This window comes from Paraburkholderia polaris (assembly GCF_012927345.1).
Classification (GTDB): Bacteria; Pseudomonadota; Gammaproteobacteria; order Burkholderiales; family Burkholderiaceae; genus Paraburkholderia; species Paraburkholderia polaris.
Genome location: NZ_JABBGJ010000017.1, coordinates 152,861 through 166,411, shown reverse-complemented (window position 1 = coordinate 166,411; position 13,551 = coordinate 152,861). Strand labels below are relative to the sequence as shown.

The following is a 13,551-nucleotide window of genomic DNA, read 5'->3' as shown; positions in this document are numbered from 1 at the left end:
CGCGCGGCCTCGATCTTGACTTCAAATTTAGACCTCAGCGAATGGGGCGATGCGTTCCCCGACAACCGGGTTCTTGGCGCCGCCACGCTCGACCGGCTACGCCACGGTGCCTATCGCGTCGTCATCGAGGGCGAGAGCTTCCGCAAGCCCAAACCGATGCCTGAAAACGGCGAAAATGCGGTTGCCAAATCCGGCAAAAAACCGCATTCTTGAACCCCTTCGAAATCGCGTTTCGGGGCCACTCTGAGTGGCCTCATTATGCCGATCATCCCCGGCTTGATTACGCCGATCCGTGACACCAAGCCTGCTGCTCATCGTGCGATGGCCCTCCTTTATCCTTCGCGCCCACGCATTCCCGAAGCGGCGGCTCTCCCGGACCTTTTCACCCAACGGGAAAGAAAAGTTACTTTGCTGCGCCCTAAAGTTCAGGAGATGGAATGACAGGCGCAAAGCCTGTTAGATATAGGTTTCTACCTTTGCTGCAGCCGATCTGTAGCACGCAAAACTCCCCTCCCAGAGCATCAACCGGCTATCAGGCAGTTCCGGCTCGCGTGTTCGTCCGGCAACAATCGGCCACAAACCGCCGTTCACATGCGTCGTCGGTGGGGCGTTCAGGCGTCGGCTCCACCCTGTAACCGGCCATCCGATTGTCGAAGGCGAACGCTCCTTCATCGGCCATTGCTGACGTTCAGGTGTCGGAGTTGGTGAGGCGGCTACGGGTTGGTTTCCTGACATTCGCGCCTCGTCAGCCGCGAATGTCAGGTTCACTGCAAGGGGATGCGAACTCTCGACCCGGAGACTGCCAGTCGTACCGGTAGGAGGCGGACGTTCAACACCCGAATTGACAGTCATCGATGGACGAAATGCGGTGTAGCGAACGATATCTGTCCGCTGGACGGGGCAAACGACTGCGCCCCGGCCGATATCAAAGTACTTTGGGCTTCCCGGTGGGCCGCCCCACGATGAATGAGCCAGACGATCCTGCCCGCGGTGCAAAATGGCGGCGACGAGTTACCGCTCGACCCAGCGGCAACGGTTGATCTTTCCGGTCGACGCGCCGTACGCGCAACGCGCGCGCGAACGGTCCCGTGCCTGCCTGCGAACCGCAGCCGGTTATCTCTGTCGCGAACTAGCCCGGCACTTCAGGTGGCCTGCTTGCGCCACACGCTGGCGAGCCAAGGCTGTTGCTCGCGCGGCAAGCCGGCAGGCCGGTAATAGTGCTCGAGTTCGAAGAACCCCGCATCCACCATGTATCGGCACCACGCGTCGAGATCGTGGAAAGCACCATAGCGGCCATGGCTCCAGCCTTCCTGGTTCGCACCACGCGGATTGGAGCTAAATAGCACGCCGCCGGGCTTCAGCGTCGAGTGCATTTGCTGCAGCACGCGTGCCAGATTCCGATTCGGGACATGAAACAGGGAGGCGTTGGCGAAAACGCCGTCAAAGCGTGCGAGCGGCAAATCGAGGTGCAGAAAATCCTGCTGCCACACCTCGCAGCCGGTCTCGTCGCGCGCCATCGCGACGAAGCGTTCGGCACCATCGAGACCAACCGCGTGATGACCCAGCGAGGTGAAGGCCTTAAGATCTCGCCCGGGCCCGCAGCCAAAATCGAGGATCGCAAAAGGCGGCTCGACGACGATATGACGCAGTAGCGCATCGATGTTCTGCGTGACGTCGTGGTCGCTCGTGCCTTCCCGGAAATCTTCCGCGTGCGCGTTGTAGTGCCGCAGCGTAACGGTGCTGATTCGTTCGAGCTCCCAAGCGGTGGGTGTCATGGGGCGGGTCTCCAATGCATAGCGGGAACAGCGAAATTCTCGACTCGGGTGAACCGAAAAGGCTGTGTAGACGTCACGAACATGCGATGCCGGGATACCACGAGGTGGTCTCACAGCTATCTCTGACCGAGCCGCAGTTGAACCTGATCTCTCGTCAATGGGCGCTATCCTCTTGTGGTACTGCGGCTCGCATCGTCAAACAGCTGCGCCTGGCGGCGCGCGATGGCGCGCGAGAAACCGATCCAACTGTCCCGCGAACGTCTTGCTGTCGCGCGGGCTGTACGGCGCCGGACCGCCCGTATCGACGCCCGCGCTGCGCAGTTGTTCCATCACTGCACGCATCGTCAGGCGTTCGTCGATATTCTCACGACTAAACCAGTTTCCACGCGGATCGAGTGCATACGCGTCCTTGTCGAGCGTAGCGGCGGCAAGCGGTATGTCCGCGGTAATCACCAAGTCGCCGGCCGCGACCAGTTCGACGATACGGGCATCGGCGGTGTCGAACCCCGCCGGCACTTGCAGTGCCTTGATATAGGGCGATGGCGGCGTGCGCAAATGCTGGTTCGCGACGAGCGTCACGCACACTTCGGTGCGACGCGCGGCCCGAAACAGCATGTCCTTGACGGCAGCCGGGCAGGCGTCTGCGTCAACCAGCACTTGCATCGCGGTATCTCCATTAGGTGGGGGGAGCGATCATATATTACCGCGCGCGCTTACCCTGCGGCGGACCAGCACTTGTGCAGGGCGGGTAGGGGCAAAGCCCGTACGCAGAATGGTGGCTTTCGAATGCGAAGCAGTCACCTGAATAACCGTGTGAACGCGATGGCGAAGGGCGGAAGATGGTCGACTGTACTCATCCAGCCTTCTGCCTCGTAAGCCGCCGGTCGGGAAAATTCGCTCAGACCGGTGGCCGCTTTGTGGCGTCGAAGCTCAGCGAGTACAACCGGCCAAGAAGCGACGTTCGAAGATTGCATGTCGAGTGGCCGCCTGGAGTCCATCACCGGACCATCGCGTAAGATCCTGAACACAACGGTTTAATCGACTGACAATCAGGGAAACTAGGGGGCGGATGCCGACATGGCGCTTCCAGCCTTTGGAGGCACGACTTTCTTGTGAGGTTTTTTGCTTGTGCTACGAGCCTTTTGTTCGGCATTCCGTTGTGCATCCTGCATCTGCTTCGTCCCGGGGGTGCCTGCCTGTGCCGCGATTTCTGGGGCAAATGCGAATGAAACGGCAAGACTTGCAGCGATTACGAGCGAAACTGGGTAACGTTTGTTCATGGTTCTCTCCCAAGTCAAACGCCGGGGGCGTGACCAAGACATTAATCTACTCCGTTGACGGCATGACCGCGATCTGACGCGCGTATGAGCTTGTCGGCGACGCTGAACCACCTTGCCGCGAAGCCTGGTAGGCTTCGAAAAGCAGCCGTCATGCTAAAGTAGACTGAAGCGTCCGCTAAACCACTACGAAAATGGCGTATGCGATACCAGATTGGTGACGCCCCAAAGCTTACGCATCTGCTTCTGTCGGCTTTTACGGAAGTACCGCAACCGGCCATAGAGAACGGTTTGCACCGCTATCTCTGGCAGCACGCCCGCTTCGGTTACGCGGAGCAGCTTGCGGACGCTTTAGACGACGTGCGCTCGGGGTCAACCGGCCGTTTTCTTTATCATAAAAAGAGCGGCCTCATCTTTGCGCATGTCGAGGATGGCTATCATCAGTTATTCCTTGCCCATCTGTGCGCGCTACACAAAACAGACTTTTCCCGCGAGCATGTGAAATGGAACGTGCATCAGTTCCAGTACCTGGATCCGATTAGACAACTTGCTGATGAGTGCGTGGACGAGGGGTACTGCTTGTTTCTATCGTCCTTCTCGGACAGCGAGCACATCACGGTCGGACGGGCTTTCAATTGGGAAATGGTCGAGCGAGCAGCCTTTGGCGATTTCAGACGAGACGTCATTTGATTTTGCCGCCGTCACGTCAGAATCGGAGCTTGCCGATGGTCCGCAAATGTTTCGGTTTGTAGGGGGCCTGCCCTCAACCACCGGCATGGGCGCGCGCCACAGGCACATGCGGGCCGGCATCGTACAAGCCCAAACACTTTGAGTCGCTCAACAGAGTTGAGGGAGTGTCCGGTCGGATACCGACACGAACTCATGAGAGAAAGGGCGAGCAGATACCCTGCGGGCGCCAGAGCGCTTCCTGTCCACGCGATGGGCAATGTTGTTGATTTGCACGAATTCTGGCCCACCGCACGTTGTAATTTGCATCGAATATTCACCCACGTAGAACACTGACGTGCTCGGTAACGGGCAGGGGAACGGAGCGATCGACGTGGCTATATTGAGCATCATCCTACGCTGGCAATTTCGCGATCATGTCTCGATGCGCGAGATCGCCAAACGACTAGGCGTATCCAGAAACACGGTCAGGCGTTACGTATGGGCCGACACTGTGCTGCCGGCATCAGCGCGGCAGCGTGTGCGAGATCGCCTGCAGGCAGACCGTCATCAGCGGACCTGGAACGATGCCAAGCACCAGCACGGCCACGCCGTTCAGCGCAAGCAGTGTGCGTTTGCCTGCGCCGGCCGAGAGTGGCGTCGTGTCCTGTGGGGCGTCGAAGTACATCAGCTTGACGATGCGCAGGTAGTAAAACGCGCCGACCAGCGACGTAATCACGGCCAGCACCGCGAGCCATGTGAGACCGGAGTTCATCGTGGCTTCGAGCACCGCAAGCTTCGCGTAGAAGCCGACCGTCGGTGGAATGCCGGCGAGCGAGAACATCATCATCATCATCACGAACGCGAACACCGGGCTGCGTTGATTCAGGCCCTTGAAGTCCTCGAGCGTATCCGCTTCGAAATCGCGGCGCGCGAGCAGCATGATCACACCGAACGCGCCTGTCGTCGTAACCAGATACACGATGCTGTAGAACGTCGCCGAGCCGTACGCGCTGGCCGCGCCTGCGGTCTTGCCGTCGACAACGCCCGCCAGCAGGCCCAGCAGCACGAACCCCATGTTCGCAATGGCCGAGTACGCGAGCATCCGCTTGACGTTAGGCTGGACGATACCGGTGATGTTGCCGACGACCATCGACAGCGCCGCCAGAATCACGAGCATTCCCTGCCAGCCGACTGCGAGCGGCAGTAGACCCATCACGAGGAAGCGCAGGCCCCACGCGAACGCCGCGACCTTCGGACCGCCGCCGACGAACAGCGTCATTGCGGTCGGCGCCCCCTCATAGACGTCCGGCACCCACATATGGAACGGCACCGCGCCCATCTTGAATGCCACGCCTGCGACGATGAAAACCACGCCAAACAGCAGCACGGCATCGTTGCTGCGGCCCGAAGCTACCGCCTTCAGTACCTCGTTCAGTTCGAGCGAGCCCGTCGCGCCGTAGAGCATCGAGATGCCGTACAGCAGGAAACCCGTAGCCAGTGCGCCAAGCACGTAGTACTTCATCGCCGCTTCGCTCGATCGCGCGACGTCGCGGCGCAACGCGACCATTGCGTACAGCGACAGCGACATCAACTCGAGACCGAGATACAGCATCAGGAAGTGGTTGCCCGAAATCATGATCAGCTGGCCGAGCAGCGAGAACATGCCGAGCAGGAACACGTGGTCGCGAAACATGTCCCGATCTTCGAGATATCGGCGCGAATAGACGAGCGCGACAGCGAAGCCAAGCGACACGGTCGCCTTCATCACGCTGGCGAATGGATCGACCACGATCATCCGCGAGAAGAAATAGTACTGGTTCGAATCGAACGATTGGATCGCGAACCCCACGCACGCCGCGGTCGACGCCAGGAGAGCGACGAGGTAAGTAAGACGCCGGTTCGTTGCCTCGGAGCAGAAGTCTCCCAACCGGGAAGCGATCACGATCGCAAGCACTACCAGCGCGTCGGGCAACAGCACATGTGCGTCTTGCATGATCGTTCTGGCTCTTGCGAAATTAGGTGAGTCCTGCTGCACGCGGTGGGTAGCGGCAACTACCACGAGCAATGTGACGACCGCGCTGAAGGCGTCGACTATGCGCTGATGATACACAGCCATCGCCGTCAGGTACCGATGAATTTCGCTGCGCGCGATGGGCGGTGAGATGCCTCCCAATATAGGACCAAAGTCCACTAGCCTGCGAGTTTCATTAAAAATACCATGTGTTTTGGGTTGTTCCAGAAGCAGTCGCGGGACAGCCCCATGCCACCAATGCTGACCGGGCGACCCAGATACCTTCACGAGTTCATGCGCTGACAATGGACGGGCATCGTGATCGACAACGCGTTTCGCAAGGCGACCGATGGAATCTCCACCTTCCTCAAACTGGAATCGGCGGGCGGACTGCTGCTCATGGCCACCGCAGTACTCGCGTTGGTCTGCAGCAACTCGCCGCTTCGACACGCGTACGACGATCTGCTGAAGATCCCCGTGGAGGTGCGCTTTGGATCGTTAATCATCGCGAAGCCGCTGCTACTGTGGGTCAACGACGGGTTGATGGCCATCTTCTTTCTCCTGGTCGGACTGGAGGTCAAACGCGAGGTCATTGAAGGAGAGCTTTCCACGCCCGCACAGGTCGTGCTGCCTGTCGTCGCTGGAGTCGGCGGAATGGTAGTGCCCGCACTCATCTACTTCCTTATCAACCGTGGGCATGGCGCGGCCCTGAATGGCTGGGCCATTCCAACGGCCACAGACATTGCATTTGCGCTCGGCATTCTTTCGCTGCTCGGCAACCGCGTGCCGGTGTCGCTGAAAATATTCCTCACCGCAGTGGCGATCGCCGACGATCTGGGCGCGATCGTCATCATCGCGCTGTTTTACACAGCGGATCTTTCCATCCCGATGCTACTTTTCGCGATCGTGGCAATTGCAGTGCTGATTGCCTTGAATCTGCTCAAAATCACACGAATTGCACCTTACGCTATTGTCGGTGTGATCTTGTGGGTATGCGTGCTGAAGTCCGGCGTTCACGCAACGCTCGCAGGCGTTGCGCTCGCTTTCGCCGTGCCGTTGAGGACGAAGGACGCGCAAGGCCACACTCCGCTTCACCAGATGGAACATGGACTCCACCCCTGGGTGGCCTTCGCCGTTTTGCCGATCTTTGCTTTTGCCAATGCCGGCGTCTCGTTCGCTGGCGTGACGCTCACGGCGCTGGCGGAGCCACTGCCGCTTGGCATCGCCGCAGGTCTGTTCGTCGGAAAGCTCGTCGGCGTTTGCGGGGCGAGCGCCGCGCTGGTTGGGCTCGGTCTGGCCAGGCTACCCGAGGGCGCTAACTGGCCTCAGTTGGTTGGAATCGCTGCACTGTGTGGTGTCGGCTTCACCATGAGTCTGTTCATCGGCTCCCTCGCTTTCGAGGGTCCCGAATATTTCACACCTGTCCGGCTGGGTGTGATCGTGGGCTCGATGCTATCGGGCGTGATGGGCTATCTGCTTCTCCGGTTCGTGCAAGGTAATTCTGGAACAACCTCATCGAACGGGACTAACTAGCCGTTCATTCAAGTACAGAAGACCATCATGAGCCTCGACACGCTGGAAACGCTGATGGCCGCTTCACTCGTACTTCTGGTCGGGCGGCAGATCCTTGCACGGACGACCATACTGCGAACTTACAGCATCCCCGAACCGGTGATCGGCGGGCTACTTGTAGCACTGCTGGTTTTTGCGTTACGCCAGGTCTTGCAAATCGACGTACGTTTCGATGCGGCGCTTCAGGCGCCGCTGATGCTCACCTTCTTCGCCACTATTGGCCTTAACGCCGAACTGGCCGGGCTGAAAGCTGGCGGGCGTTCGCTGATTGTCTTTCTCGGCGCCGTGGTCGGCCTGCTCGTGATGCAGGACGCGCTCGGCATCGGCCTCGCCTGGGCGTTGGGACAGGAGCGCATTCTCGGCCTGCTTGGGGCGTCGGTGACCCTCTCCGGTGGCCATGGCACCGGCGCAGCATGGGCGAAGGTGTTCGCAGAGCGTCATGGGCTCGCAGCTGCGACGGAGATTGCAATTGCCTGTGCCACCTTCGGCTTGATACTGGGGGGATTGATCGGCGGCCCGGTCGCGCGTTTCCTGATCACGCGCTATGGCCTTGTGCCCGCCCCGGAATCCGATATCGCAGGCGCGACCGGTTTCGAGCAACCCAAAGCTGTTCAACCCATCACGGCAGACGCCTTCATCGAAACAGTGGCGCTGATTGCCGTTTGCCTCGCTGTCGGCTCGGCGCTTGCAACGTGGCTGGCCGGCACAGCGTTCGAGCTGCCCGCGTTCGTGTGTGTATTGTTCGTTGGCGTCGTTCTGCGCAACGGCCTCGCCGTGCCCGGCTGGTATCAGGTCCTGGAGCGCGAAGTGTCGCTGCTCGGCAATGTAAGCCTCGGGCTCTTTCTCGCGATCGCGCTGATGAGCCTACGCTTAGGGGACCTGGCCTCGCTTGCGCTGCCGCTTCTCGCAATGCTGGTGGTGCAGGCGGTGGCGATGGCCGCCTACGCCATCTTCGTCACCTTTCGGGTCATGGGGCGCAACTATGACGCGGCGGTGCTGGCCGCCGGGCACTGCGGGTTCGGCCTCGGGGCCACGCCGACCGCGATCGCCAACATGCAGGCGATTACGGCGCGGTTCGGCCCCTCCCGCCTAGCCTTCCTTGTGGTGCCGATGGTAGGCGCGTTCTTCATCGACATCGCGAATGCAATCGTCATCAAACTGTTCCTGCTGCTGCCAATTTACGGGTAGAGGTGGACTCATTGGCCGCCACCAGAATCTAGCGTCTGCGTGCTAACGAGACGCGGTGACTGTTCGTTATCACTAAACCGGCATGGCGAAGGCAGCCGAACCGACACCGTGGCGAGCCCCCTTCAGCGTACACACGATACGTAGCTTCTATACGAATCGTAGTAAATGCTCACTCGACCGTTGCCAAGATTGACCACCTTGTGGAAGCCCGTACCGGCGAAGGTGTGCGACCAATATAGGGTGCCGCCTCCCCAGCCATAGAGACCACCTGGATAACGCGAATCGTTTTTTGGCGCGACGATCGCGTATTTGCTCCCCGCCGCTGTACTGTTATCAGTGTTCGCGTAGGCGAACAGCGCCTTCAGTTCATCGACCGTCGGTAGCCGCATATGACGCTTCGCGCAGTGGTACAGCGCGTCGTGGTAGTCGTACCGCGCCACCCGGGTTCCATTGAACGGGTCTGGGGCGCTTTTCTTCGGGCGCGGGAACGGATAGGTGTCAGTTACGGGGCGGCTAAAGCAGGTCTTATTGCTAGAGAAAACGGTCATACCACCGCCAATCATTGGATACGTCCCTTCACGCATGCAGATTTCTGCGGTGGCTACCATCGCGGCCGCCTGTGCAGAGGCGGGCGAAAGACCCGAAATCAGAACCGGTACTACAGTCAACAATGTGCGAAGCAGCACAAATCTCCGATTCCACTTTCCGCTGGCGAAAGTCATAGCAGTCCAATAACTGTGTTCATGATCCACGAAGTGGACGCGGCCGGGTTGCGTCACGAACGCTGGCCGGGTCGGGAGTGTCAGCTGCAGCCCAGATGATCCCGAGACGCTCGCATCCTTGTGCGTCACGCTAAGCCCGGAAAAGGAGGAAGTAAACGTCTTTTTTGTTGGGGAAAATGGCTGATAACCCGTTGACGCGGCAAGGTCAGAAAGCTCGCTATGGTTTGTGGCCCATTGTGCGAGAGGCTGTAACACCCGCTGAAGCGTCGTCCTCTTTGCGCTGTATCGCGTCGTGCGCCGCAAGCGCCGGGAGTACGGACTTGAAATGAATGTCACGCTGAGGGAACGGAATTTCAATGCCCGCTTGCCGCAACTCACGTTCGATCGCCGTGAGCACGTCGTGGGTGGCGGGAGTTCGTTGATCCACGCCCTCGACAAAGAAACGCGCCTCAAAATCAAGGGAACTGTCACCGAAATCGAGGAAGAATACGCTGGGGGCAGGATCCGCGAGGACGTAGGGCACCGAGCGCACAGCTTGCAGGATTAATTCGCAGGTGGCCGCGGTATCGGATCCATAGGCGACGCCGACCTTCAGCACCACCCGCGTGACGGGATCACTCAGAGTCCAGTTGGTGACTCGCTCGGTGATGACGGTCTTGTTCGGTATCACCACCTCCTTGCGATCGAAGTCCGTCACTGTCGTGGCACGCGCCTGCACACGGGTCACGACGCCGGTCACGTCTGCGACAGTCACGGTATCGCCAATGCGGATCGGCCGCTCGAACAATATGATCAAACCGGAGACGAAATTTGCGAAGATCTCTTGCAGGCCGAAGCCGAGGCCTACGCCCATGGCCGCAACCAGCCACTGAATCCGGGACCAGTTGCCACCGAGCACACTGAACACCGTCATGACCGCCCCACCTACAATGACGTAGCGGGCCACGGTCCTGATTGCATAGCGGCTGCCGCCTGACAGCTGCACCCGCTCCGGAAACGCAATTTCAAGGAAGCCCCCGATGTTTTTGACCGCAATGACCGCGACAAATCCTATCGACAGGGCGAGCATCACGCCCCCGAGGGTGACGGCACGCTCGACCGTTTGGCCCTCCTCGACATCGGCATAGGTCCATAGAGAAATCTCGTTCAGCAGGCTCAAGCCAGGCAATGCGCCGCGCCAGACCACCAGCACGCCAACCAGCAGCAGTATCGCGGATAAGGCTCGCAACAACCGCGTCGCTTGGGCTCCGATCGACACCAGGTCAGGTCGATCCAGGTTTTTACGCACTCCGTCGATGACGACTTCTACCTCCCGGTCCTTGCCTTGAGTTCGCGCACGCGCAAGCTCGTCACGCTGGTTGCGCAACCAGCGCGCTGCAAGCGTATGGAACAGCGCGATCGCTGCCGCAATCAGGCAACTGAACAGCGTGAGCCGGCCGAAGACCTGCGCGGCATTGTAAAAGCCAACCGCCGATAGCACCGCGAGTGACAGCGGCACCATACAAGCGAACAGGTAGATGGCATATTTCAAGACCACGCCCCGGTCCTCTGCCCTGGGACCAAAATACCGCGTGAGAACCTGGCCGCCCGGTCGGAAGGTCAAGCTGATCACTGCGGTGCATACGATAAGCGCCAGCATATGGCTTAGCCGCCCCAGCGAGGCCCGCACGATGGGATCATCGAAGTGGGACGCGGTCAGGTTAACGAAGCCAAGCGGCACCACGAGGAACGTGAACACGTGTGATGCGCGGCGCAGCACACGCACTGACCGGGCGTCGCGTCCGAAATGCCGCTCGGCAATGCCATCTCGACGAAACAGCCTCGAGAAGAACATCCCTACGAGTACAGCCCACGCAGTCAGGTCGAGCCCCTGGCCGATGGCATTGGCAAATTCCGAAGCCGTGGACGAAACGACAATCAGGTTGCCGATCGTCCAGATCGCCAGCGGCAGCGGCGCGACGACGAGTAGGGTTGTGCCAAGGGCCTGCACGGTGGCAGCAACGTTGCGATCGCCCGCCGCATCCTTGCACTCGTCCAGGCGCTGCAGCCGCGCAAGCAGCCGCTTTCGCGCGGCAAGGATGGCGAGGACTGCGCCAAACAGGACCAGCACTTGCAGCAAGCGTTGCTGCGCCTGGGCCTCAATGGTTTCGCCCACCTCGCGCCAGCCCTCTGGCGAGGCCAGCAGCAGCAGCGCCTGCGGCAGATCACTGAAGGACCGTTCGGACAGGGGGGCCACAGGCACCCAGAACAACGCTTTGTCGATCAGGCTGCGATAGTCTTGCGCCGTGCTCAGGAGCTGGTCCTCCGCAGTGACAAGTTCGTCCAGCGTGTTCAGATAGGTTCGCTGCGAAGTCGATAGCCGATCAAGCAGTTCCTTGCGATCAGCAATCAGGACACCAGCCTCGTCGCGCAGGGTCACCACTTCGGCCGACTGCGTGCGTGCAGCCTCGTTGCGCATGATGGTGTCGAGCTCCTGGTCCGGGTTTGCGAGGTGACGTTGCTCACGCTCGACCTGGAAGGCAGCCGCGGCGATCGACTCGGCGGCCCGCGCCCGTTCGCCGCGCGCGCGACGGAACTGCTCCGCTTCAGGCAGCGCGGCAGCGCGCTCCGCGAGGACCCGGGCCATTGTTTCCGTTAGCTTGCTGCGCTCCAGACGCAGGCGCGCTCGCTGAAAATCGACCTCCAGGTTCTGCGCCTCTGTAGCGCGCTGATCGCGAGCTTGCCGTAATGACTCGATTTCCTTGGCCGTCCTGGCAAGCTGTGCAGATGTTTGCACATTGGCTGCCGCCAATCGACTCAAGGAGGGACTGCGGCTCACCAACTGCCGTTGGCGACCGGCAGCGTCCTCCTCGGCCCTCCTTGCGTCATCTACTCGACGTTGATCGACCAGCGCCACCAGTTGCTTCAGGTCAGTATCGCCGCGCTGCAATTGCGCCCGAACAACTGCCTGCCGCAGTTGCGTCAGACGCGCCAACACAGGTTGCGCATCGATGCGGTCGCGCAAGACGTCAGCCTCAACCTGGCGAACCAGCAGCGCGGCCCGCTTCGCCTGTAACTCTGTTTGCGCGAGCAACGTCTGACGTGACGCACCTGCAGCATTCTGGATGTTTTCGCGCAACCGCTCCAGACCGGCTTGCGCCTCGCGCTGCGTGTTGCGCAACTCCGCGGGCTCCGTGTCGATACGTTCGATTTCGAGGTCGAGCCCCGCGAGTTCGGCGCGCGCGGCAGCCTGGCGAGTCTCGGTCTGGGCCAGCACCTGCTCCAGTTCATTAAGCGTGCTGCCGGAACTCGAAGGGCCGGACACGACCTGGTCTGACTCTGAGCGCAGCCGTTCCAGCGTCCGCTCCACGTCACGGATCTGGTCCGGCGCATCCCGCACCAACTGACGATAGTTCTCCGCCTGGGCACGCAACTCGGGTACACGCTCCAGATCCGCGAGTGCTGCGCGGGACAGCTCCGCTATGCGTGCCTTTGTGGGCACATCGATGTCCTTGCGGGCCTCTGCTTCCCTGGCTGTGCGTCGCACCTGTTCGACGGTCAAGTCAGCGTTCGAACGAACGCCGGGGGGCTCCCCTTGCGCCACCACAGCCGTCATGGTTGCTCCGATCAGCAACAGTCGCGCGATGGTCAGGAGAGCAACCAGACGGGCGTTGCCTGGGACGGACTGGCCGCATCGCACCCTCGCTTTGACCAGCAGGGCGTTGACAGCCAAGGCTAGCCGGCGCGTCGGGCTACTCATCGATGTTCGCCTTTTGGGTCTGAAAGCGCCGCTGCCCCCATGGCCATTGACGCCAGACGACATCTGCGCAGCGTCGCATCGCTATCTTTCAAAAAGCCGGGGCGACGACCGGTAAGCGCACTTCTCCAGACAATAGCCTACGAGGCGAGTGGGAATGCTGCTATTGGACCTTGGTCCCGTGTGTACACCGGAAAGCGAAGCGCGCGCCGGCACGGACTATCGTGCGCGCCCGATTGCCGCTGAGTAGCGCGATACGTGTGTTTCGGCAGCACCACTGAGACCGGCCTTGTCTGCGATGCGGACTAGCTCGGCCAGCGACGTGACTTCCATCTTCACCATCACGCGCGCGATGAGCTTTGGTCGTCTTTTCGACCGTACCCAGTTCGGCCGTCACCTGCTTGTTTAAGCGGCCGATCACAACAAGAACCATCACTTGCCGCTCGCGCGGTGTCAGTCGTCCGAGCCGTTGACGGATCTCGTCCAGTTCGGACCAGATGGCATGCGGTTGAACGGTGTGCTCGAGCGCTTGCCCAATCGCGCGAAGTAAATCGGTATCGCGCACCGGTTTCGGCAGAAAGTCCATTGCCCCCGCCGTCAT

At 60.6% G+C, this 13,551-nt stretch carries 12 protein-coding genes and 1 pseudogene; 6 read left to right on the top strand and 7 right to left on the bottom strand.

Going from position 1 to position 13,551, the window contains the following annotated elements; all coding sequences use genetic code 11:
• Together HHL24_RS17735 and HHL24_RS17730 are read left to right on the top strand one after the other, a co-directional pair.
• A partial coding sequence (locus HHL24_RS17735) for an ATP-binding protein (protein WP_169486729.1) occupies positions 1-213 on the top strand: 213 nt, incomplete at its 5' end.
• A gap of 45 nt (positions 214-258) precedes the next feature.
• On the top strand, positions 259-441 hold the full coding sequence (locus HHL24_RS17730; protein WP_169486728.1) for a hypothetical protein: 183 nt from the start codon (positions 259-261) through the stop codon (positions 439-441).
• Between the two features lie 701 nt (positions 442-1,142).
• Here HHL24_RS17730 and HHL24_RS17725 read toward each other — a convergent pair.
• From HHL24_RS17725 to HHL24_RS17715, 3 genes are all read right to left on the bottom strand, one after another.
• A complete protein-coding gene (locus HHL24_RS17725) occupies positions 1,143-1,775 on the bottom strand; it encodes a class I SAM-dependent methyltransferase (RefSeq protein WP_169486727.1) in 633 nt (210 codons plus the stop codon).
• A 195-nt stretch (positions 1,776-1,970) separates the two neighbouring features.
• Positions 1,971-2,438 (bottom strand): YaiI/YqxD family protein, encoded by a 468-nt coding sequence (locus HHL24_RS17720; RefSeq protein WP_169486726.1) that lies wholly within the window; start codon positions 2,436-2,438, stop codon positions 1,971-1,973.
• A 395-nt stretch (positions 2,439-2,833) separates the two neighbouring features.
• Positions 2,834-3,055: a hypothetical protein gene (locus tag HHL24_RS17715; RefSeq protein WP_169486725.1), complete on the bottom strand. Its 222-nt coding sequence runs from the start codon at positions 3,053-3,055 to the stop codon at positions 2,834-2,836.
• Between the two features lie 198 nt (positions 3,056-3,253).
• On the opposite strand from HHL24_RS17715, the gene HHL24_RS17710 reads away from it, so the two are divergent.
• On the top strand, positions 3,254-3,742 hold the full coding sequence (locus tag HHL24_RS17710) for a hypothetical protein (RefSeq protein ID WP_169486724.1): 489 nt from the start codon (positions 3,254-3,256) through the stop codon (positions 3,740-3,742).
• A gap of 370 nt (positions 3,743-4,112) precedes the next feature.
• A pseudogene (locus HHL24_RS17705) lies at positions 4,113-4,244 on the top strand (HTH domain-containing protein); the annotation flags it as partial.
• Here HHL24_RS17705 and nuoN read toward each other — a convergent pair.
• Positions 4,245-5,714 (bottom strand): NADH-quinone oxidoreductase subunit NuoN, encoded by a 1,470-nt coding sequence (gene nuoN / locus HHL24_RS17700; protein WP_169486723.1) that lies wholly within the window; start codon positions 5,712-5,714, stop codon positions 4,245-4,247.
• A gap of 333 nt (positions 5,715-6,047) precedes the next feature.
• Between nuoN and nhaA the strand changes: the two genes are divergently transcribed.
• Entirely contained in the window at positions 6,048-7,265 is a 1,218-nt protein-coding gene (gene nhaA / locus HHL24_RS17695; protein WP_169486739.1) for a Na+/H+ antiporter NhaA, read from the top strand.
• 27 nt (positions 7,266-7,292) lie between these two features.
• Positions 7,293-8,492: a sodium/glutamate symporter gene (gene gltS, locus HHL24_RS17690; RefSeq protein ID WP_206002902.1), complete on the top strand. Its 1,200-nt coding sequence runs from the start codon at positions 7,293-7,295 to the stop codon at positions 8,490-8,492.
• 122 nt (positions 8,493-8,614) lie between these two features.
• Here the strand turns inward: gltS and HHL24_RS17685 are convergent, their stop codons facing one another.
• The 3 genes from HHL24_RS17685 to HHL24_RS44815 all read right to left on the bottom strand — a co-directional run bounded on the left by HHL24_RS17685 (position 8,615) and on the right by HHL24_RS44815 (position 13,536).
• Positions 8,615-9,214, bottom strand: a complete 600-nt coding sequence (locus tag HHL24_RS17685) for a hypothetical protein (protein WP_169486722.1) — start codon at positions 9,212-9,214, stop codon at positions 8,615-8,617.
• Positions 9,215-9,431: 217 nt separating this feature from the next.
• Positions 9,432-12,953, bottom strand: a complete 3,522-nt coding sequence (locus HHL24_RS17680; RefSeq protein WP_169486721.1) for a mechanosensitive ion channel domain-containing protein — start codon at positions 12,951-12,953, stop codon at positions 9,432-9,434.
• Positions 12,954-13,113: 160 nt separating this feature from the next.
• The gene (locus HHL24_RS44815; RefSeq protein ID WP_329606697.1) at positions 13,114-13,536 is read right to left on the bottom strand and encodes a response regulator transcription factor; all 423 of its coding nucleotides are present in this window, start codon (positions 13,534-13,536) and stop codon (positions 13,114-13,116) included.
• Positions 13,537-13,551 lie beyond the last annotated feature (15 nt).

What these genes read in the sequence shown, in the direction of transcription:
- HHL24_RS17730 (WP_169486728.1), top strand. Translation starts at nt 259, where the DNA reads ATGCCGATCATCCCCGGCTTGATTACGCCGATCCGTGACACCAAGCCT.
- HHL24_RS17725 (WP_169486727.1), bottom strand. Translation starts at nt 1,775, where the DNA reads ATGACACCCACCGCTTGGGAGCTCGAACGAATCAGCACCGTTACGCTG.
- HHL24_RS17720 (WP_169486726.1), bottom strand. Translation starts at nt 2,438, where the DNA reads ATGCAAGTGCTGGTTGACGCAGACGCCTGCCCGGCTGCCGTCAAGGAC.
- HHL24_RS17715 (WP_169486725.1), bottom strand. Translation starts at nt 3,055, where the DNA reads ATGAACAAACGTTACCCAGTTTCGCTCGTAATCGCTGCAAGTCTTGCC.
- HHL24_RS17710 (WP_169486724.1), top strand. Translation starts at nt 3,254, where the DNA reads ATGCGATACCAGATTGGTGACGCCCCAAAGCTTACGCATCTGCTTCTG.
- nuoN (WP_169486723.1), bottom strand. Translation starts at nt 5,714, where the DNA reads ATGCAAGACGCACATGTGCTGTTGCCCGACGCGCTGGTAGTGCTTGCG.
- gltS (WP_206002902.1), top strand. Translation starts at nt 7,293, where the DNA reads ATGAGCCTCGACACGCTGGAAACGCTGATGGCCGCTTCACTCGTACTT.
- HHL24_RS17685 (WP_169486722.1), bottom strand. Translation starts at nt 9,214, where the DNA reads ATGACTTTCGCCAGCGGAAAGTGGAATCGGAGATTTGTGCTGCTTCGC.
- HHL24_RS17680 (WP_169486721.1), bottom strand. Translation starts at nt 12,953, where the DNA reads ATGAGTAGCCCGACGCGCCGGCTAGCCTTGGCTGTCAACGCCCTGCTG.
- HHL24_RS44815 (WP_329606697.1), bottom strand. Translation starts at nt 13,536, where the DNA reads ATGGACTTTCTGCCGAAACCGGTGCGCGATACCGATTTACTTCGCGCG.